This is a genomic window from Amycolatopsis sp. NPDC101161, from assembly GCF_044768185.1.
Classification (GTDB): Bacteria; Actinomycetota; Actinomycetes; order Mycobacteriales; family Pseudonocardiaceae; genus Amycolatopsis.
In genome coordinates this window covers 587,958-608,096 of sequence record NZ_JBIWPI010000002.1, presented here as the reverse complement: position 1 = coordinate 608,096, position 20,139 = coordinate 587,958, and the positions used below count along the sequence as shown (strand labels likewise).

The 20,139-nt window shown below is 70.7% G+C and carries 14 protein-coding genes; 6 read left to right on the top strand and 8 right to left on the bottom strand.

Going from position 1 to position 20,139, the window contains the following annotated elements:
- Positions 1-3: 3 nt before the first annotated feature.
- Positions 4-3,708, bottom strand: coding sequence for a multifunctional oxoglutarate decarboxylase/oxoglutarate dehydrogenase thiamine pyrophosphate-binding subunit/dihydrolipoyllysine-residue succinyltransferase subunit (locus ACIRSS_RS13970; RefSeq protein WP_400894479.1), 3,705 nt, complete (start codon positions 3,706-3,708; stop codon positions 4-6).
- A 258-nt stretch (positions 3,709-3,966) separates the two neighbouring features.
- Between ACIRSS_RS13970 and ACIRSS_RS13965 the strand changes: the two genes are divergently transcribed.
- The gene (locus ACIRSS_RS13965; protein ID WP_364453130.1) at positions 3,967-4,239 is read left to right on the top strand and encodes a hypothetical protein; all 273 of its coding nucleotides are present in this window, start codon (positions 3,967-3,969) and stop codon (positions 4,237-4,239) included.
- Here the strand turns inward: ACIRSS_RS13965 and ACIRSS_RS13960 are convergent.
- From ACIRSS_RS13960 to ACIRSS_RS13945, 4 genes are all read right to left on the bottom strand, one after another.
- Entirely contained in the window at positions 4,236-4,841 is a 606-nt protein-coding gene (locus ACIRSS_RS13960) for a DUF4291 domain-containing protein (RefSeq protein ID WP_400894477.1), read from the bottom strand. The two genes, ACIRSS_RS13965 and ACIRSS_RS13960, sit on opposite strands and share 4 nt — an antisense overlap.
- 50 nt (positions 4,842-4,891) lie before the next feature.
- On the bottom strand, positions 4,892-8,638 hold the full coding sequence (locus tag ACIRSS_RS13955) for an ABC transporter ATP-binding protein (RefSeq protein WP_400894475.1): 3,747 nt from the start codon (positions 8,636-8,638) through the stop codon (positions 4,892-4,894).
- Positions 8,639-8,733: 95 nt separating this feature from the next.
- Positions 8,734-9,618 (bottom strand): ABC transporter permease, encoded by an 885-nt coding sequence (locus tag ACIRSS_RS13950; protein WP_400894473.1) that lies wholly within the window; start codon positions 9,616-9,618, stop codon positions 8,734-8,736.
- The gene (locus tag ACIRSS_RS13945; protein ID WP_400894471.1) at positions 9,618-10,634 is read right to left on the bottom strand and encodes an ABC transporter ATP-binding protein; all 1,017 of its coding nucleotides are present in this window, start codon (positions 10,632-10,634) and stop codon (positions 9,618-9,620) included. Before ACIRSS_RS13945 ends, ACIRSS_RS13950 begins: the two co-directional genes overlap by 1 nt.
- A gap of 477 nt (positions 10,635-11,111) precedes the next feature.
- Here ACIRSS_RS13945 and ACIRSS_RS13940 point away from each other — a divergent pair, with 477 nt between their 5' ends.
- The 3 genes from ACIRSS_RS13940 to ACIRSS_RS13930 all read left to right on the top strand — a co-directional run bounded on the left by ACIRSS_RS13940 (position 11,112) and on the right by ACIRSS_RS13930 (position 14,292).
- Entirely contained in the window at positions 11,112-11,789 is a 678-nt protein-coding gene (locus ACIRSS_RS13940; protein WP_400894469.1) for a response regulator transcription factor, read from the top strand.
- 85 nt (positions 11,790-11,874) lie between these two features.
- Positions 11,875-13,137, top strand: coding sequence for a sensor histidine kinase (locus ACIRSS_RS13935; RefSeq protein WP_400894467.1), 1,263 nt, complete (start codon positions 11,875-11,877; stop codon positions 13,135-13,137).
- 45 nt (positions 13,138-13,182) lie between these two features.
- Positions 13,183-14,292 carry an acyltransferase family protein gene (locus ACIRSS_RS13930; protein ID WP_400894465.1) on the top strand — a complete coding sequence of 370 codons (1,110 nt, stop codon included), beginning with the start codon at positions 13,183-13,185 and terminating at the stop codon, positions 14,290-14,292.
- Position 14,293: 1 nt separating this feature from the next.
- Here ACIRSS_RS13930 and ald read toward each other — a convergent pair whose 3' ends face one another.
- Entirely contained in the window at positions 14,294-15,409 is a 1,116-nt protein-coding gene (gene ald / locus ACIRSS_RS13925; protein WP_400894463.1) for an alanine dehydrogenase, read from the bottom strand.
- A gap of 173 nt (positions 15,410-15,582) precedes the next feature.
- Here ald and ACIRSS_RS13920 point away from each other — a divergent pair, with 173 nt between their 5' ends.
- Complete coding sequence (locus tag ACIRSS_RS13920; RefSeq protein ID WP_400894461.1) at positions 15,583-16,518, top strand: zinc-binding dehydrogenase; 936 nt, start codon at positions 15,583-15,585, stop codon at positions 16,516-16,518.
- Positions 16,519-16,580: 62 nt separating this feature from the next.
- Here the strand turns inward: ACIRSS_RS13920 and ACIRSS_RS13915 are convergent, their stop codons facing one another.
- A complete protein-coding gene (locus ACIRSS_RS13915) occupies positions 16,581-17,501 on the bottom strand; it encodes a zinc metalloprotease (protein ID WP_400894459.1) in 921 nt (306 codons plus the stop codon).
- A 164-nt stretch (positions 17,502-17,665) separates the two neighbouring features.
- Entirely contained in the window at positions 17,666-19,219 is a 1,554-nt protein-coding gene (locus ACIRSS_RS13910) for a PucR family transcriptional regulator (protein ID WP_400894457.1), read from the bottom strand.
- Positions 19,220-19,269: 50 nt separating this feature from the next.
- Here ACIRSS_RS13910 and ACIRSS_RS13905 point away from each other — a divergent pair, with 50 nt between their 5' ends.
- On the top strand, positions 19,270-19,926 hold the full coding sequence (locus ACIRSS_RS13905; RefSeq protein WP_400894455.1) for a class I SAM-dependent methyltransferase: 657 nt from the start codon (positions 19,270-19,272) through the stop codon (positions 19,924-19,926).
- Positions 19,927-20,139 lie beyond the last annotated feature (213 nt).

Below are 20,139 nucleotides of genomic sequence, written 5' to 3'. Positions count from 1 at the left end.
CGATCAGTCGAACGCCTTCGAGATCAGCGCCTTCTGCTCGACCTCGTGCACCTTCGACGAGCCGGCCGACGGCGCCGCCATCGGGCGGCGCGACACGACTTCCAGCTTCGCGAACAGCTCCGGGAACTTCCGCGGCAGGTTGAGCCCGAAGAACGGCCACGCGCCCTGGTTCTCCGGCTCCTCCTGGACCCACGCGACCTGCGAAGCGTTGGTGTAGCGCTCGAGCGCCGCCACCAGCTTCTTCTTCGGCAGCGGGTAGTACTGCTCGATCCGCACGATCGCGACGTCGTCCGCCTCGCGCTTCGTCCGCTCGGCCACCAGCTCCCAGTACAGCTTCCCGGAGGTCAGCAGCACCTTGCGGATCTTCGCCGGGTCCGGCGTCGTGTCGTCGATGACCGACATGAAGCGGCTTTCGCCGGTGAAGTCGCTCGTCGCCGACGTCGCGGCCTTGTTGCGCAGCATCGACTTCGGCGTGAAGACGATCAGCGGACGCTGGATCCCGTCGAGGGCGTGGCGGCGCAGCAGGTGGAAGTAGTTCGCCGGGGTGGACGGCACCGCCACCGTCATCGAGCCCTCCGCGCACAGCGAGAGGAACCGCTCGATGCGGCCGGAGGTGTGGTCCGGGCCCTGGCCCTCGTGGCCGTGCGGCAGCAGCAGCACGACGTCCGAGCGCTGGCCCCACTTGGCCTCGCCGGAGGAGATGTACTCGTCGATGACGGTCTGCGCGCCGTTGACGAAGTCGCCGAACTGCGCTTCCCACATGACCAGCGACTCGGGGTTGGCCACCGAGTAGCCGTACTCGAAGCCGACGGCCGCGTACTCCGACAGCGCCGAGTCGTAGATCATCACGCGGCCCTGGCCGTCGGCCAGGTTCTGCAGCGGCGCGTACTCCTGGCCGGTCTTGCGGTCGATGAACACCGAGTGCCGCTGGGTGAACGTGCCGCGCCGGGAGTCCTGGCCGGACAGCCGGACCAGCCGGCCCTCCATCGCCAGCGACCCGAACGCGAGCAGCTCGCCGAAGGCCCAGTCGATGTCGCCTTCGCGCGACATCTTGTGGCGGCGCTCCATGACCGGCTTGACGCGCGGGTGCGGCGTGAAGCCCTCCGGGACGTTCACGAACGCGTCGCCGATGTGCTCCAGCGTCTCGGTGGTGATCGCCGTCGGCACCTTGGCCGGCATCGGCTGCTCTTCCTCGACCGAGGGGCTGGCCTTCGCCGGGTGCTTCTCCAGCTCGCGGACCTCGTTGAAGACGTGCTCCAGCTGGCTCGAGAAGTCGCGCAGCGCGGCCTCGGCCTCCTCGACGGAGATGTCGCCGCGGCCGATCAGCGACTCGGTGTAGGTCTTCCGCACCGAGCGCTTGGTGTCGATGATGTCGTACATCGCCGGCTGGGTCATCGACGGGTCGTCGCCCTCGTTGTGCCCGCGGCGGCGGTAGCAGATGAGGTCGATGACGACGTCCTTGTGGAACGCCTGCCGGTACTCGACGGCCAGCTTGGCCACCCAGTGCGCGGCCTCCGGGTCGTCGCCGTTCACGTGGAAGATCGGCGAGCCGATCATCTTCGCGACGTCGGTGGCGTACTGCGAGGAGCGCGAGTGCTCCGGCGCGGTCGTGAAGCCGACCTGGTTGTTGACGATGACGTGCACGGTGCCGCCGGTGCGGTACCCGCGCAGCAGCGCCAGGTTCAGCGTCTCGGCGACGACGCCCTGGCCCGCGAAGGCCGCGTCGCCGTGCATCAGAACCGGCAGGACGGTGTAGCCCTCGCCGCCCTTGTCCAGGAGGTCCTGCTTCGCGCGGACGATGCCCTCGAGCACCGGGTCCACGGTCTCCAGGTGCGACGGGTTCGCCGTCAGCGACACCTTCGTCTCGCCGTCGCCGAACATGCGGAAGTACTTGCCCTCGGCGCCGAGGTGGTACTTCACGTCACCGGAACCGTGCGCCTGGCCGGGGTCGAGGTTGCCCTCGAACTCCTGGAAGATCTGCGAGATCGGCTTGCCGACGATGTTGGCCAGCACGTTCAGCCGGCCGCGGTGCGGCATGCCGATGACGACCTCGTCGAGCTCGTGCTCGGCGGCCTTGTCCAGCAGCGTGTCGAGCAGCGGGATCGCCGTCTCGCCGCCTTCGAGCGAGAAGCGCTTCTGGCCGACGTACTTGGTCTGCAGGAACGTCTCGAACGCCTCGGCGGCGTTCAGCTTCGAGAGCACGTACTTCTGGACCGCGGGATCCGGCTTCTCGTGCGGGATCTCGACGCGCTCCTGGATCCAGCGGCGCTCCTCGGGGTCGAGGATGTGCGTGTACTCGATGCCGACCGTGCGGCAGTAGGAGTTGCGCAGCACGCCCAGGATGTCGCGCAGCTTCATCCGCTCCTGACCGGCGAAGCCGCCGACCGGGAACTCGCGGTCGAGGTCCCAGAGCGTCAGGCCGTGGGACAGGACGTCCAGGTCGGCGTGGCTGCGCTGGCGGTAGTTCAGCGGGTCGGTGTCGGCCATCAGGTGGCCGCGCATCCGGAAGGCGTCGATCAGCTCGATCACGCGGGCGGTCTTGTCGACCGGGCCCTCGGGGATGTCGGCGACCCAGCGGATCGGCTCGTACGGCAGGCGCAGGCTCGTGAAGACGTCGTCGTAGAAGCCGTCTTCGCCGAGCAGCAGCTGGTGGATGCGCTTGAGGAACTCGCCGGACTCCGCGCCCTGGATGATGCGGTGGTCGTAGGTCGAGGTCAGCGTCATGATCTTGCTGATGCCGAGGTCGACCAGCGTCTTCTCGCTGGTGCCCTCGAACGCCGCCGGGTACTGCATGGCGCCGACGCCGATGATGGCGCCCTGGCCGGCCTGCAGGCGCGGCACCGAGTGGTTGGTGCCGATGCCGCCGGGGTTGGTCAGCGAGATCGTGGTGCCGGAGAAGTCGTCGGCCGTCAGCTTGTTGTTGCGGGCCTTCTTGACGATCTCTTCGTAGGCCTGCCAGAACTGCAGGAACGTCATGTCCTCGACGGACTTCACCGAAGCCACGACGAGGTTGCGCGAGCCGTCCTTGCCCTTCATGTCGATCGCGAGCCCGAAGTTGACGTGCTCCGGCGTGATCGCGAACGGCTTGCCGTCGATCTGCTGGTAGTGCCGGTTCATGTTCGGGTAGTTCTTCAGCGCCCGGACCATGGCGTAGCCGATGAGGTGCGTGAAGGAGATCTTGCCACCGCGCGTGCGCTTGAGGTGGTTGTTGATGACGATGCGGTTGTCCGCCATCAGCTTCGCCGGGACCGCGCGCACGCTGGTCGCGGTCGGGACGCTCAGCGAGGCGTCCATGTTCTTCGCGATGGCCGCCGCGGCGCCGCGCAGCTGCTTCGACTCCGGCTCTTCCTTCTTGGCCTCGGCCTTCGGCTCCGCCTTGGCGGCGGGCTTCGGGGCCGCCTTCGGCTCCGGCTTCGCGGCCGGCTTGGGGGCCGTCTTCGCGGGGGCGGCCTGCTTGGCCGCCGACTCGGCGTTCCGCACGGCCGTGGCCGACGGCTGCGCCGCCTGGCCGTTGGTGGCCGGCTTGGTCTCGGCCTGCTGCCGGGCCGTGTCCGCCTTGGCCTGCGCGTTCTGCGTCGGCTTGAAGTCCGCGAAGAAGTCGTGCCAGGCGGCATCGACTGAAGAAGGGTCGGCGAGGAACTGGTCGTACATCTCTTCGACCAGCCACTCGTTGGGGCCGAACTGTGACGCAGGGCTGCTGCTGGACACGGCTGGGGCTCGCCTCTATCCGTCTCGATCTCGATCTTGAATCCGCTGATGCGCCTACCAGGCTAACCCCCTCGGTGACCGCGATGTGATGGAACCGGCCTGTGTGAGGCGTGGCGCACTAGGGGATCGGTCACTGACTCGATCAAGATGTGCTAAGGGAACCTTAAGCGCTGGACCCGGTACAGCGTTCGCGGTCTCTTTCGTCCGGCTTCTCCCGGTGGCCGTCGGGCGTTCACCGCGGCGGGTTCCACTGGAGGGATGTGGCTGGTCGAATGTCCTTCGTTCTGGGACCAGGGCTTGGTGCGGCCGCTGGTGACGGAGTCCGGCACGGTCGTGCTGACGTGTGATTCGTGCTCGGCCGTGTGGCCCACGCTGGCCGACTTCGAAGAGATGGAGTGGGTCGAGCCGGACGAGCCCGACTGGCTGGTCGGGGCCGGGGTGCACGTCCGCCCGGGGACGGTCCGGTGGGCCTCCCGCCCCGACGTCGAGGCGGCGGGGATGGGTTCGCTGAAGTGGCGGGCGCTGCCTTAGCCGGTGGCGTCCACGGCCTGGGCGAGGTCTTCGCTCAGCGGGTACGGCGGCTCGTGGGGCACGAGCTTGACGGCCTTGTGGAGCTGGTCGGTGGCCAGTAGCCCGGAGATGTCGCGCATCACCGGTGTGACGTCGGTGATGGCGGTGATCCACTCCTCGACGTAGTGGTCGACCGCCTCGCCGCTCAGGCCGATCTGGATGGCCCGGAAGTTCTGCGCGGTGTGGTGGAGGTCTCGCTCCGGGTCCCACTGAATGCGCACCGGACTGGTCTTGAGCTCCTGCTTCCAGGCGTCCTTGGCCTGGTCACGGCGCGGGTGGCTCAGAGCGGAGTGCGCGAGGGCCCACTCGAAGCCTTCGCGGGTGATGTCGATCGCGAGGATGCGTTCCTGGCCCGGCTTCTTGCCGTAGCCGCAGCGGTAGGCCATCCACCGGAACGACGGCTTGATCCACGTCATCCGGTCGCGCTTGAACGGCTCGACGAACGTCTGCTTCTCGAGCGCGGCGTCGGCGATCGACGGCGAGTAGGCCTGGTAGACCCGGACCGTCGTCGCGGTCTGGGCGGCCCGGATCTGCCGGTCGGGGACCCGGTTCTCTTCGAACATGCCCGCCATGGTCCCAGTGCGGCGTGACGTCGGCCACGGACTTTCGGCGTTCAGCCCAGTGCCCACAGGCGGGCGTACAGGCCCTCGGCCGCCAGCAGCTCCTCGTGCGTTCCCGTCTCCGCGATGCGGCCGTGGTCCAGGACCACGATGCGGTCCGCGCGGGCCGCCGTGGCCAGGCGGTGGGCCACCACGAACGTCGTGCGGCGGCGGGCCACCGTCTCCGTCGCCCGCAGGACCGCCGCTTCCGTCGAGGGGTCCAGGGCCGCCGTCGCCTCGTCCAGCAGCAGGACGTCCGGGTCCACCAGCTCCGCGCGGGCCAGCGCCACCAGCTGGCGCTGCCCCGCCGACAGCGAGCGGCCGCGCTCGCCCACCGGCTGCAGGAAGCCCGCCGGCAGGGCCGCGACGCCGTCGAACGCGCCCACCGCGCGGACCGCCGCCTCGACCTCCGCGTCCGACGCCGCCGGGCGGCCGTAGCGGACGTTGTCCGCCACCGTGCCCGAGAACAGGTGCGCCTCCTGCGGCACCACGCCCATCCGGCGCCGCAGCCCGGCGAGCTCGTACTCGCGGACGTCCGTGCCGTCGATCCGGACCTCGCCGCCGGTGACGTCGTAGTAGCGCGCCACCAGCTTCACCGCCGTCGACTTGCCCGCGCCCGTCGCGCCGACCAGCGCGATCGTCTCGCCGGCCGCGACGTCCAGCGAGAACTCCGCCAGCGCCTTCGCTTCCGCGCCCGCGTAGGAGAACTCGACCTCCTTGAACGAGACCTCCCCGCGCAGCCGCGGCGGCACCGCGACGGCGTTCTCCGCCGCCGGCACCGACGTCGGGGTCCGCAGCAGGTCGCCGATCCGGTTCAGGCCGACGCGGGCCTGCTGGTAGCCGTCGAACACCGACGACAGCTGCTGGATCGGCGAGAAGAACTGCTGCAGGTACAGCAGGAACGCGAGCAGCACCCCGGCCGACAGCGTCCCCGCCGAGACGCGGTTCGCGCCCGCCACCAGCACCGTCGTGGTCGCCAGGTCGGACAGCAGCGCCACCAGCGGGAAGTACGTCGCGACGTACCGCTGCGCCCGCAGCCGCGAGCGCCGGTAGTCGTCGCTGCGCGAAGCGAACGCCTCCGCGGAGCGGTCTTCGCGCGTGTACGCCTGCGCGACCCGCAGGCCGCTGACGTTCTCCTGCATGTCCGCGTTGACGACGCTGACCCGTTCGCGGGCCTCGTTGTACGCCTTCGACGCCGCGCGCCGGAAGATCACCGTGGCCACCGCCAGCACCGGCACCATGGCCAGCGCGAACATTGCCAGCCCGGCGTCGGTGACCAGTAGCGCCGCCGTGATGCCGGCCAGCGTCAGCGCGCTGACCACCGCGGTGGCCAGGCCGGTCTGCAGGAACGTCGACAGCGCGTCGACGTCCGTCGTCATCCGGGTCATGATCTTCCCGGACAGCTCCCGCTCGTAGTAGTCGAGCCCGAGCCGTTGCAGGTGCGCGTAGCTGCGGACGCGCAGCGCGTACAGCACCGTCTCGCCGACCCGCGAGGTCAGCCGCGTCTGCGCGAACACGACCAGCCAGTCGGCCGCGATCACCAGCGCGCCGATCCCGGCGGCCAGCCACACCATCCACTCGATGCCCGGCTTCACGCCGTGGTCGACGCCGAACTGGTACAGCGCCGGCAGCGCGATCGACGCCAGCGCGTCCGCCGCCACCAGCCCGATGACCAGCGCGAGCGGCCAGCGGACCGGCCGCAGCAGCCGGGCCAGCCGGAAGCCGGGGTCGGGTGCCGTGACGTCCACATCGGACATTCTCGGCTCGTCCACCGCGGCGGGAAGCTTGCGCACGCCTTCGATCAGCTCCGGCGTCGGCGGCACGTCGAGGCCGCCGCCCCCGCCGACGAACCCGCTACTGGTGGGGTCGCCGCTGCGTTGCCGCGCCGCGTCCGCCAGGTCGTCGACCTCGTCGCGGCTTTCGTCGCGCGGCCACAGCGCCGGGGTGATCCCGTCCTGGCCGCAGTCGAGGCCTTCGCAGCGGTGCTTCTCTTCGACGTCGTCGCCCGGGCCCGCGACGAGTTCGCGGAAGAGCGGGCAACGCGCCATCAGCTCGGCTTCGGTGCCGACGTCGACGACGCGGCCCTCGTCCAGCACCGCGATCCGGTCGGCCAGCGCGAGCGTCGAGCGCCGGTGCGCGATCAGCAGCGTCGTGCGGCTCGCGGTGACCGAGCGCAGGGTGTCGTGGATCGCCGCCTCGGTGACGGTGTCGATGGCCGACGTCGCGTCGTCGAGGATCAGGATCCGCGGGTCGGTGATCAGCGCGCGAGCGAGCCCGAGCCGTTGCCGCTGGCCGCCTGACAACGTAAGGCCGCGTTCGCCGACCAGCGTGTCGTAGCCGTCGGGCAAGGCGCGGATGAACTCGTCGGCTTCGGCCGCGCGAGCCGCCGCGACGATCTCTTCTTCGCTCGCGTCCGGGCGGCCGTACGCGATGTTCTCCCGGATCGACGACGAGAACAGGAAAGCCTCTTCGAACACGACCCCGATCGCCTGCCGCAGCTGCCGCAGCGGCACGTCCCGGACGTCGAGGCCGCCGACGCGCACCGAGCCCGCGTGCACGTCGTAGAACCGGGGCAGCAGCAAGGAGATCGTCGACTTCCCGGACCCCGCGGTGCCGACCAGCGCGAGGGTTTCGCCCGGGTTCGCGGTGACCGACAGGCCGGCCAGCACCGGTTCGGTGCGCGTGTAGCCGAAGCGGACGTCGTCGAGTTCGACGCCGAGCGGCCCGGACGGCAGCGGCCGCGCGTCGGGGGAGTCGACGACCTCCGGTTGCGCGTCGATCAGCTCGTAGACGCGCTCGGCGCCCGCGCGGGTCAGCTGGGCCTGCACGACCAGGCCGGACAGCATCCGCGCCGGGCCGATCAGCGTCGCGAGGTAGGTCGCGAAGGCGAGGAAGGTGCCGAGGGTGATCGAGCCGTTCAGCGCGAGGACGCCGCCGATGCCGAGCACGGCCACCTGGCCGGCGGCGGGCAGGGCCGCGGTCGTCGCCGTCGGCACCGCCGACAGCTTCGCCGCGCGAAGCCGCTCGCCGAACAGCTTGCGCGCGGTCCCTTCGAGCTTCGAGACCTCCCGCGCCTCCTGGCCGAAGCCCTTGACCACCCGCACGCCGGTGACGGTCTCCTCGACCTGCTGCGCGACGTCGGCCGCGCGCTGCTGCGCCGACCACGTCGCCGGGAACAGGCGCTTGCGGCTGCGGGCGATGATGACGCCGACCGCGGGCGTGACGACCAGCGCGATCAACGTCAGCACCGGCGACATCCACAGCATCGCCGCGAACGACAGCAGCGCGAAGATCACCGAGCCGAACGAAAGCGGGACCTGCATCAGGATCCCGGTGACCAGCTGCAGGTCCGAGATCGCGCGCGAGACGACCTGGCCGGTGCGCAACGCGTCCTGCTTGCCACCGTCCAGCCGCGAAACCGCGTTGAAGACGCGCTGGCGCAGATCGTGCTGGACGTCGAGGGCGAGCTTCCCGCCGAAGTACCGGCGCAGGAAGGCGGTGGCGAACGCGACCAGCTGCAGCGACACCAGGAAGACGGCGATCCCGGGCAGCGCACCGGTTCGCCCCGCCACGGCGTCGTCGACCGCCGTGCGCACCAGCAGCGGGCTCGCGGCCTGCACGCCGACGCTGAAGACGGCGGCGAGCAGCGACAGCACGACGATGGCGCGGTGCTCCCAGGCCGCGGCGGACAGCCGGCGGACCCAGCCGACGGTCTCAGCGGGTGGGAGCTCTTGACGGGAGCGGGGCGGAGCGATGGTCACGTTGCAACACTAAGCGCCACCACCGACAAAATATTTCCCCGAAAGCCGTGAAGGCCGTCTCGAAGACTTCGAGACGGCCCTCACGGACGGGTGAACTACGTGATGTCGCGCTTCTGGTTGCCCGCCCAGCCCAGGCCGAAGAAGACCATCGTCCAGGCGAAGAAGATCAACGCCGAGGCCCACCACGAGAGCACGCCGGGCGCCGCGGCCGTGTACTGCAGCAGCAGCTGCGCCCCCGAGTTGACGTCGTCGGGCAAGTTGAGCGAGTTGAACCCGAACGCGTCCGCCGCGATCCCGCCGACGATGCCGTTCGCGGTGCCGTTCGGCAGGATCCCGCCCAGCAGGGTCGTCTGGCCCCACAACAGGATCACCAGGACGTTCTCCACGATCAGGAACCACACCAGGAACAGCACCACCGCCAGCGGCACGTTGCGCAGCACCGCGCCGAACCCGATGCCGAACAACGTCACCAGCACCGAGGCCAGCACCGTCCCGCCGAGCGCGGCCAGCCACTGGCCCGCCGACGGCCAGCGGCCCGAGTCGACCGACGACATCACGGCGACCGCCGAGACGCCGAAGCTGACCAGGCCGTAGATCGCGCCCCACGCGACGTAGGTGAGCATCTTCGCGGCCAGGGCCGTGAACCGGTTGGGCGCGGTCAGGAAGGTCGTCGTGATCGTCTTGCTGCGGTACTCACCGGCCAGCGCGAAGATGCCGAACAGCCCGGGGACGAGCTGCGCGATGTTCACGCCGTGCGCCAGCGCGAGCAGCCCCACCGGCACCTGGTTCGGGTCCAGGCCGATCAGCCGGGTGACCTGCCGGGCGTCGCTGTCGCTGCTGAGGAAGTCGGCGAAGTCGTTGGTGATCTTGCCCCACGCGAACGTCAGCCAGAACGCCACGAGCGCCAGCGGGATCAGCAGCACCCACCACGTCTTGAGCGAGAGCGTCTTGCGGAACTCCGCCTTGATCAGGTTGCCCATCACCGCTGCGGTCCTCCCCAGTACTGCTGCTGTTGCGGGCCCGACGGCGGGTAGCCGGGCGGCGGCGGACCCTGGTACTGCGGCTGCGGCGGCTGACCCGGGCCGCCGGTGTACTGGCCCTGCGTCAGCTGGAAGAACATCCGCTCGAGGTCGGCGTGGTCCTCCTGCATCCCGTAGACGGCGATCCCGGCCTTCGCGGCGAGGTCGCCGATCTGCTGGACGCTCGACCCGGCGACCGCGACCCGGCCGTCCGGCGTCGGCGAGACGGCGGTGATGCCGTTCTCCTGCAACGCTTTCACGAGCGCGCCCGGATCCGCCGGCTGCACCAGCACCCGCGACTGCTGGCTCTTGCGCAGCTGGTCCAGCGAGCCGTAGTAGCGCGTGACGCCCTGGCTGATGATGACGACCTGGTCGATCAGCTGCTCGACCTCGTTGAGCAGGTGGCTCGAGACCAGCACCGTCCGGCGCTGCTCCCGCGCGTACGAGCGCAGGAAGTTCCGCAGCCAGAGGATGCCTTCGGGGTCGAGGCCGTTCGTCGGCTCGTCCAGCACCAGCACCTGCGGGTCACCCAGCAACGCCGTCGCCAGCGCGAGCCGCTGCCGCATGCCGAGCGAGAACCCGCCCGCCTTGCGGTCCGCGGCACTGCCCAGCCCGACCAGACCGAGCACCTGGTCCGCCCGTTGGTCCGGCACCCCGATCGCCGCCGCGTACACGCGGAGGTGGTTGCGCGCCGTCCGGCTCGGGTGGAACCCCTCGTTCTCCAGCACCGAACCCACCACCCGCGCCGGGTTCCCCAGTTGCGAGTGCGGACGCCCGTTGATCGTCGCCTGTCCCGCCGTCGGCGTCACCAGCCCGAGCAGCATCCGCAACGTCGTCGTCTTCCCGGCACCGTTCGGCCCCAGGAAACCCGTCACCGAACCCGGCTCGACCGTGAAACTGAGGTTCTGCACCGCGTTCACCGCGCCGAACTGCTTGCTCAGGTTCTGCACCACAATCCGGCCACTGCCGTCGTGCATACCGTCCCCTAACGTTCCCCGCTGATGCGGCGTCATCCTGCCCTACCGGCGCGACCCGCGCGCACGGAACGGCCGAACCCGCGCGGAGCGACCTTCGTCACGTTCGGCAACCGGCCGCGGCGGTCGCACGTGCCGCGGGAAGGGCGCTGACCTGAGGTTTCGCTCAGGGTGTCAGCGACGCGTCAGATCAACTTGGTAAAGAATTCGTGTGACTTGCCGACCCGGTGCAGCGCAGACCGCCGGACACCTCTAAGCTAGGTATCGGCGGCCCGCTCCCAGTGACCCCCAGGCTGGTTGAGCGGGTCGCCCCTTCGTCTCTGCTTCGGGCTTCGCCCTTCGCTCGACTCATCCCGTTTTTCCCCGGGGGCCGAGCCCCCGGACCCCCACGGTGCCTCTCTCCTGGCTTCTCGGGGTGGTTTCGTGGGGCAGTGGCTGCGTTGATGCCGTTGTTCGGCGGTTTTGTGGCATCTTTGCTCGGTGCGGATCTTGCTCGTTGAAGATGAACGGCGGCTGGCTGAGGCTCTGCGGGCCGGGCTCAGTGCTGAGGGCTATGCCGTTGATGTTGCCCATAACGGGCGGGATGCTCTCTGGCTTGCTGGGGAACATCCCTACTCCGCCATCGTTCTCGACATCATGCTGCCGGGTCTGAACGGCTATCGGGTTTGTCGGCGGCTGCGGGATCAGGGGGACTCCACCCCCATTCTCATGCTCACCGCCAAAGATGGTGAGGATGATGAGATCGAGGCCCTTGATACCGGGGCCGATGACTTCCTGCCCAAGCCCTTCTCCTACGGTGTCCTGCTTTCGCGGCTTCGCGCGCTCATTCGGCGTGGTGGGGCCACTCGGGCGGGGGTCCTCAAGCTGGGTGACCTCGAACTCGATCCGGCTGGGCGGACCTGTCGGCGCGGCAGTGCCGACATCGCTCTCACCGGTAAGGAGTTCGCTCTTCTTGCCTACCTCATGCAACGGCCCGGGCAGGTTGTCACCAAAGCCGAACTGCTCGACAACCTCTGGGACTTCGCCGCCTCCGCTACCGCCAACCTCGTCGAGGTCCACGTCAGTGCCTTACGTCGTAAGATCGACGTCCCCTTTGGCGCGGAGACCATTCGGACCGTCCGCGGTGCTGGCTACCACGTGGTGCCGGCGGGTGCCTAGCTTCTTTCGCGCCACTCGCTTCCGCGTCGCGGTCACCGCCTTCGCCGCTTCCGCCGTCGCGCTTGGCGCTGTCTCTGTCTGGTTCGTGCTTCAGGCGCAGGGGCGTCTCGAGAACGCCGCCACTCAGCTCGCCGATGCTCATGCCGATGCGATCGTCCAGCTCCTCAACACCGGGGCCCGGCCCGCCGATCTGGCGCTGCTCGTCCGCGACTCCATCTACGAGGTCACCGACCGCACCGGCAAAAGCGTTGCGTCCTGTCCGGTGCTGCGGGACGCGACGCTGGCCGGCTACGACACCGAAGTCACCCTGCGGCCGTACCAATACGACCGGTCCGCGCAGGCTTCCGTCGGCTGCGCGCCCGAGCTGCGCGGGCTCGACGACGACCTCACCCTGCACGTCGTCCACGCCGACAGTGGCGACAGTGCATACGATGTATACGCTGGCGCCAGTGTCGACACCGAGGGACAGACAGCGGTCGACTCCGTCCGCACCGTGCTCATGGCGGGCGTGCCCGCGGTCGCGCTGCTCATCGGCGTCATCGCGTGGCTCGCCGTCCGGCGGTCGCTGCGCCCGGTCGAAGCCATCCGCGGCGAGGTCGCCGAGATCGGCGCGCACGACCTGAGCCGCCGCGTCCCGGACCCGCGCACCGGCGACGAGATCGCCCGCCTCGCCGGGACGATGAACACCATGCTCGCGCGGCTCGACGAGGCCGTCACGCGGCAGAGCCGGTTCACCGCCGACGCGTCGCACGAGCTGCGCACCCCGCTCGCCTCCCTGCGGACGCAGCTCGAAGTGCTGCTGGCCCACCCCGACCGCCTCGACTGGCGCCGCTCCTGCGAAAACGCGCTGCTCGACGTCACCCGGCTGCAGGACCTCGTCGCCGACCTCGTGCTGCTCGGCAAGCTCGACCACGCCGGCCCGGACCGCCTCGAACCCGTGGCACTGTCCGAAGTGGTAGAGGCGGCGGTGGCGGGCCGGGACGTCCACGTCGACGTGCGCGGGACGCCCGTCGTCCGCGGCCACCGGTCGCGGCTGGAACGGCTCGTCCGCAACCTCGTCGACAACGCCCGGCGGCACGCGGTGTCCCGGGTGGCCGTCGAGGTGTCCGTTGTGGACGGCTGGGCCGTGCTTTCGGTCACCGACGACGGGCCCGGCGTCCCCGAAGCGGAGCGCGAGCGCGTCTTCGACCGGTTCGTCCGCCTCGACGACGCCCGCGCCCGCGACGACGGCGGATCGGGCCTGGGCATGGCGATCGTCGCGGACATCGCCCGCGCCCACGGCGGCACGGCCGCGGTCGAAGCCGGGAGCCGGTTCGTCGTCCGGCTGCCGGAGCTGAAGACGTCTTAAGCCGGCTTCAGGCTCGGTTCAGCGTCGGCGGCCGACGCTGCGCGCATGATCATCTCCTGGCGGCCGCTCGACCACGCCGCGTACCGGTCGTCGTCCTGGTTCCCCGGCCTGACCGGCCTGCGCGCGCTCGCCGCGCTGGCCGTCGTCTTCTTCCACTACGGCGGCCCGAGCACCGACGGGCTGCAGGGCTGGATCGCCGTCCAGCTGTTCTTCGTGCTGTCCGGCTTCCTCATCACTACGCTGGCGCTGCGCGAAGAAGACCGCACCGGCCGGAACTCGCTGCGCGCCTTCTACGTCCGGCGCGTCTTCCGGATCATGCCGGTGTACTTCCTGCTGCTCAGCCTTACAACGTTGGCGGTCACGCTCGCCGGGACGTACCGGAGCAGCCGGCTCGCCGACGCGATGCCGTACTACCTGACGTTCTTCAACGAGGTCGTCGACTTCAACACGCCGTACCCGACGTCGTGGTCGCTCGGTGTGGAAGAGAAGTTCTACCTCGTCTGGCCCGCGGTGCTCGTGCTGACGTCGTTCGCGAAGTCCGGCAAGACCGCGTTGCGGGTGCTGATCGGCGCGGGCGCGATCGGGTTCGTGCTCGGCGTGCTGCCGCTGGCGCCCGCGCACCAGTGGGCGAGCCTGACCGTGCACTACGGCTCGCTGGTCGTCGGCTGCCTGCTCGCGCTCGCCCTGCACCACCCGCGCGGGTTCGCGGTGCTGAGGCCGCTGACCAGCCCGGCCGCGGCGGTGCTGGTCGCGCTCGGGTTCGTCGTCCTGCAGCTGTCCGTCAAGCCGCTCGGGCAGTCGTTCGGCGGGAACTGGCAGTTCGTCGTGCCGGTCTACGCGGTCGGTGCGGCGCTGCTGCTCGTCGCCGTGCTCGGACAGGGGCCGGTGCGGCGGCTGCTCTCGAGCCGTCCGCTCGCGTTCATCGGTGATCGGTCCTACGCGCTCTACCTCGCGCAGACGGGCGCGGCGGGCGTGACCGGCCTGCTGTTCCCGACCGGTCTGGTGAAGGCGGCGGCGACGTCCGCCGTGGCCCTGCTGTTCGCCTGCGCGCTGCGCAAGTGGGTCGAGCTGCCCGCGATCGCGTTCGGGCGCAGGCTCGGGAAAGGGGAGCGGGCCCCTGCCGGAGAACGACAGGGGCCCGCTCGGGTCGGATAGCTCAGGCGAGCACCGTCTCCAGCGCCGTGTGGGGGAGGTCGTGCGCGACCGCGACCGGGCCGTTCGTCAGGGCGCCCGCGTGGGTGTTGAGGCCCTTCGCCAGCGCCGCGTCGGCCTGCAGTGCGGCCTTCCAGCCGTGCTCGGCGAGCTGTACAGCGTAAGGCAGCGTGACGTTGGTGAGGCCGTAGGTCGACGTGCGGGGCACCGCGCCCGGCATGTTCGCGACGCAGTAGAAGACCGACTCGTGCACGGTGTAAGTCGGCTCGTCGTGCGTGGTCGGGCGCGAGTCGGCGAAGCAGCCGCCCTGGTCGATCGCGATGTCGACGAGCACGCTGCCGGCCTTCATCCGGGACACGAGCTCGTTCGAGACCAGCTTCGGCGCCTTCGCGCCCGGGACCAGCACCGCCCCGATGACCAGGTCCGCCTGCAGCACGGACTCCTCGACCGACAGCCGGGTCGACGTCACCGTGCGGATGCGGCCGCCGAAGTCGTTGTCGATCTGGCGGAGGCGGTCGACGTTGGTGTCCAGGATCTCGACGTCCGAGCCGAGACCCAGCGCGACGCGGGCGGCGTTCAGGCCCGCGACGCCACCGCCGATGACGACGACGCGCGCCGGGTGCACGCCGGGGATGCCGCCGGGCAGGACACCGCGCCCGCCGCTGGGCTTCATCAGCGAGAACGCGCCGACCTGCGGGGCCAGCCGGCCCGCGACCTCGGACATCGGGGCGAGCAGCGGCAGCGCGCCGGTCGCGGTCTGCACCGTCTCGTACGCGATCGCGGTGGTGCCGGCGGCCAGCAGCGCGTCGGTCAGCGGGCGGTCGGCGGCGATGTGCAGGTAGGTGAAGAGGACCTGGTCGGCGCGCAGCCGGGGGTACTCCTCGGCGATCGGCTCCTTGACCTTGAGGACGAGCTCGCCCTCGGCCCACGTCTCGTCGGCGGTGGCGAGGATCTTCGCGCCGGCGGCGACGTACTCCTCGTCGGTGATGGACGAACCGACGCCGGCGCCCGTCTCGACGAAGACGTCGTGCCCGCGGCCGACCAGCTCGTGCACCCCGGCCGGGGTCAGCGCGACCCGGTACTCGTGCTTCTTGATTTCACGGGGAACGGCGATACGCACGGTCGGCCTCCTGGGTCGGTCTGCGTCCGGATGCAAAGGCGGTGTTGGCACTCACGGTGAACCACCCGGACGGCGGTGTCATCGTGCTGGGCGGACATTTCTGAGCCGGTTTCGTGGTGCCGTGCGGACAAGTCCGTTGACTTCGACCGCGCTGGAGGTTGCAGCGTGGCCGCATGAGAGCTGTGTGGTTGCGGGAGTTCGGCGGGCCGGAAGTGCTGGTCCCGGGAGACGCGCCCGACCCGGTCCCCGGGTCCGGTCAGGTGCTGGTCGAAGTGGCGTACGCGAACACGACGTTCGTCGAGACGCAGTTCCGGGCGGGCGCTCCCGGGCCGTTCCGCGCGGAGCCGCCGCTGATCCCGGGCAACGGCGTCGGCGGCGTGATCAGCGCGGTCGGCGACGGGGTGGATCCGGGCCTCGCCGGGCAGCGGGTGGTGACGTCGACCGGCGGCTCCGGCGGGTACGCCCAGCGCGTGGCGGTGGACGCGGCGGCGGTGTTCCCGGTGCCGGCCGCGCTCGACCTCGACGCGGCGGTGGCGCTGCTCGCGGACGGCCGCACCGCGACCGGCTTGGTGCATGCGACCAGGGTGCGCCCGGGCGATCGAGTCCTGGTCGAGGCGGCGGCGGGCGGCGTCGGGGGACTGCTGGTGCAACTGGCGAAGGCGGCGGGCGCGGTCGTCGTCGGCGCGGCGGGCGGGCCGGCGAAGGTGGCGCACGTCCAGGGCGCGGACGTCGTCGTCGACTACCTCGCGCCGGACTGGCCCGCGCGCGCCGGCGAGGTCGACGTCGTGTTCGACGGCGTGGGCGGGGAGATCGGCACCGCGGCGTTCGGGCTGCTGCGCCCGGGCGGCCGGATGGCGGTCTACGGCCTGGCGGGCGGCTCGTGGGCGGAAGTGTCCGAAGAGGACGCTGCCGCGCGCCGAGTCTCGCTGGTCCGGTCGATCGGGAGCCCGGCCGACATGCGGGCGTTCACGGAGTCGGCGCTGTCCGAAGCGGCGGCGGGCCGCCTGGTCCCGGTGATCGGCCGGCGCTTCCCGCTGGAGAAGGCCGCGGACGCCCACGCGGCGATCGAGTCGCGCGCGACCATCGGCAAGACCCTGCTGGTCGCCTGAACGCCCTGAAGGGCACCACCATCGACTCAAAAGCCATGAGGGTGCCCTTCAGGGAACGAAGGTCAGGCGCGGTAGGCCGACCACGAGCTGTTCATCCGCGTGGTCTGGCCCGCGGTGAACTCGTACATGCAGCTGTCGTAGCTGTAGTCCATGAAGTTGTGCACCGGGTCCTTGCCCGTCGACGTGCACGTGTCCTTGTTCGCCGGGCAGCCGGACGTCGCCGTCGACTCGGCCGGCGTGTCCGAGACGTAGTCGCCCGAACCGGAGCAGCCGCCCTGGAACGTGTGGTAGAGCCCCATCCAGTGGCCGATTTCGTGCGTGGCGGTGTCACCCTCGTTGTAGTTCGTCGCCGAGCGGCCCGGGAGGGACTCGTCGAGGATCACCACGCCGTCCATCTTCGGTTGGGAGCTGTAGTTCCAGGGGAACGTGGCCCAGCCCAGCAGGCTGTCACCGAGGTTGGCGGTGTAGATGTTCAGCGCGTTCTTGCCGCCCTTGCGCAGCGCGTTCTTCATGTTGCGCTCGGCGGACGTGCCGTCGGTGATGCCGTTGTACCAGGTGGAGTTGTTCGTGTAGTCCGTGCTGACCAGCGAGAAGCTGTAGCCGCTGGCGGCGTACGCGCTGTTGAGGACCGAGATCTGCTTGCTGATCGTCGCCGCCGGCAGGTTGCCGGTCGAGCCGCTGGTGATCACGTGGAAGTACACCGGGATCGACACGGCCGCCGCGGCCTTGGCCGTCAGGGCCGTGCGCTTGCCGGCGAGCTTGCTCTGCATGTCGGCCTCGACGCGGGCGGCTTCGGCCGGGGACAGGCTGTCGGCGTGGCCGTCCTTGCTGCGGTCGGCCGACTGGGTCGGGGTGAAGCAGTCGCCCGACGGCGCCGCGACGGCGCTGCCGGTCGTGGTGCCCGGGACGACCAGGGCGACCAGGGAGAGCGCGGACACCGCGCCCAGCTTGACGGCCCTGCGGAACCGCTCCGAACTGCTCATGGAGACTCCTCTGCGACGACCCGGCTACCGCGGGTGCTGCGAAGAAGGTGCGTCAGGCGATCACCGGAATCCACCACCTTTCGGCTGGAAAAGACAATCGGAACGTTCGGCGCGATCCATGCGGAGTAACGCATACGAGGCGTGTTGGGCCGATCGGCCCAACGTCAGCTCCAGCGCAGCGCCACCAGCTGGGTGATCAGGGCCAGCCGGACGTCCGGGTCGTCGAGGTCCAACGGGACCAGTTCGAGGAGCTTGCGCATCCGGTACCGCAGGGTGTTGGGGTGGATCCGCAGCTCCTGCGCCGCCGCGCGCGGGTCGCCGGGGTGGCGCAGCCACTCGTAGAGCGTCTCGACGTAACCGGCCTTGCCCGCCTCGTCGTGGGCGCGCAGCGCACCCAGCGGGCCGAGCTCCGCGACCTTCGCCCCGGCCGCCGCCGTCGCGCCGCGGTGCAGCGTCAACGCCGTCCAAGCCTCGTCGAACGTGATCACGCGCTCGTCGAGCAGCTCCGCGCGCAGCAGGCCGAGTGCTTCGTCGGCTTGGAGGCGCGACGCCGACAGGTCACCGATCTCCCCGGGCGCACCGGCGGCGGCTCGCGGGGCGCCGCCGCGCCGCGACGACGTCGTCGACAACGCCCCGCGCAGCTCCTCCCAGCCGCCGGGGCCCGGCCGGTCCGGGACGACGGCGTAGAGCAGGCCGCCCAGCTCGGTCGCCACCGGGCGGCGGCCGATGCCCTGGGAGATCCGTTCGAGCAGGGCGAGCCGCAGACCTTCGGCGTCACGACCGTCGCCGCCGGTGACCTCGATGGCGACCACGCGGTGCGGCTCGTCGGACAAGTCCAGCTCCGCCATCGCCTTGCGCGGGTTCGCCCGGCCTTCGAGCACGCCACGCAGCAGTTCTGCAGACGCGCGGCGCTGCGCGTCCGTGTGCGCGCGGCGGCGCAGCAGGTGCAGGGCAACGACCGGGGCAGCGTCGGCGAAGGCGGCCGCGCGCTCGTCGGACACCGGCCCGGCGACCACCGCCCACATCGAGCCGAGCAGCTCACCGCCCATCCGGATCGGCACGATCAGCCGCGGCAGCGTGCCGTCGCGCTGGGCCGGAACGAAGATCGTCTGCCGGCCGCGGGACAGTTCGCGGAACACCCCGCGCGACCGGAACCGCGCGAGGACGTCGTCGGGGATGCGCCGGCCCATGATCGTCGCGACGCGAGCGGGGTCGGTGAGGTCCTGGCGCGCGGAGTAGGCGAGCACGCGGGAGTTGGTGTCCTCGATGGTCACCGGCGCGTCCACAACGGACGCGACGGCGTCGGCCAGCCGGAAGAGGTCGCCGGAGCCGGGGTCGAGGTCTTCGGACTCGTCGGCGAGCGCGTCGAGGACGGTCCGCAGCAGCCATACGAGCTGCGCCCACGACGTCGCGGCGTGCACCTGGACGAGGGCGACACCGTTGGCCTTCGCGGCGCGCTTGACGGCGGGTTTCGCGGCCACCGGCGGCTTGAGCAGCACCGCGGCGGCGCCCTGTTCGGCGCTGCGCTTCACCAGCTGGGCGGCGTCTTCGGGGCCGGTGATGGCCACCCCGAGCACGAGGTCGCCGGCGGCGAGAGCGAGCGCCCCGCCGGGCTCGGCGATCACGACGTCGGCGACGGCGGGCGAGTCGTCGGGCACCTGGAGCGCGTGGAGCAGCGTCGGCCCCACCCGGTCGACCACGCTGCGCACCGAGACCACGACGTCATTCTGGCCGAGAAACCGCTGGACGGCTCGGTAGGGTCGAAACGGTGAGCGACGCGCGGCGGATCGTCGAAACCGGCTACGACAGCTCGGCTGAGCGGTACCTCGAGTGGAGCGCCCGGATCGCCGACGACCCCCGGTTGCGCTTCCTGGGTGAGCTGACCGCCCGGCTCGACGACGGCGCCCGCGTCCTCGACCTCGGCTGCGGTGCGGGCGTGCCCTGCACGGCGGTGCTGGCCGAGCGGCACGACGTCCTCGGCGTCGACCTGTCCGCGGCGCAGCTCGACCTCGCGCGGCGCAACGTCCCGGCCGCGCGGTTCGAGCAGGCGGACATGGCCGGAGTGTCCTTTCCGGACGGGAGCTTCGACGCCGTCACGGCGTTCTACTCGGTGCTGCACGTCCCGCGCGACGAGCAAGGCGCGCTCTTCACGCGGATCGCGCGCTGGCTACGGCCCGGCGGTTGGTTCCTGGCCGCGCTGGGGTGCAGCGAAGCGGACGGCGTCGAGGAGAACTGGCTCGGCACGCCGATGTTCTTCAGCAGCCACGCTCCCGACGTCAACCGGCGCCTGCTGGCGGCGGCCGGGTTCACGCTCGTCGTCGACGAAACCGTGACCATGCACGAACCCGAGGGCGCGGCGACGTTCCACTGGGTGCTGGGCGGGCCTGCCCGGGCGCCGGGCAGCCGACCATTCGACGGGGACTGATCCGTGCTATTCCGGGAATGGCGGGACCGAGCTTCCCCAGCGCGTTCCCCCGATTATCGCAATCGCCGAAAATTCCCGCCGCGAACTTCGGCAGGGCGGAAAGAACCGACCGGGGGGCGGCGGATGTCCTTGCGGGGCAACAAACCTGCCCCGCTGAACCGGCTCGTCGATCTTGTGGCATTCTCTCGCGCTTGGCCGGAGCGATCGATTTCG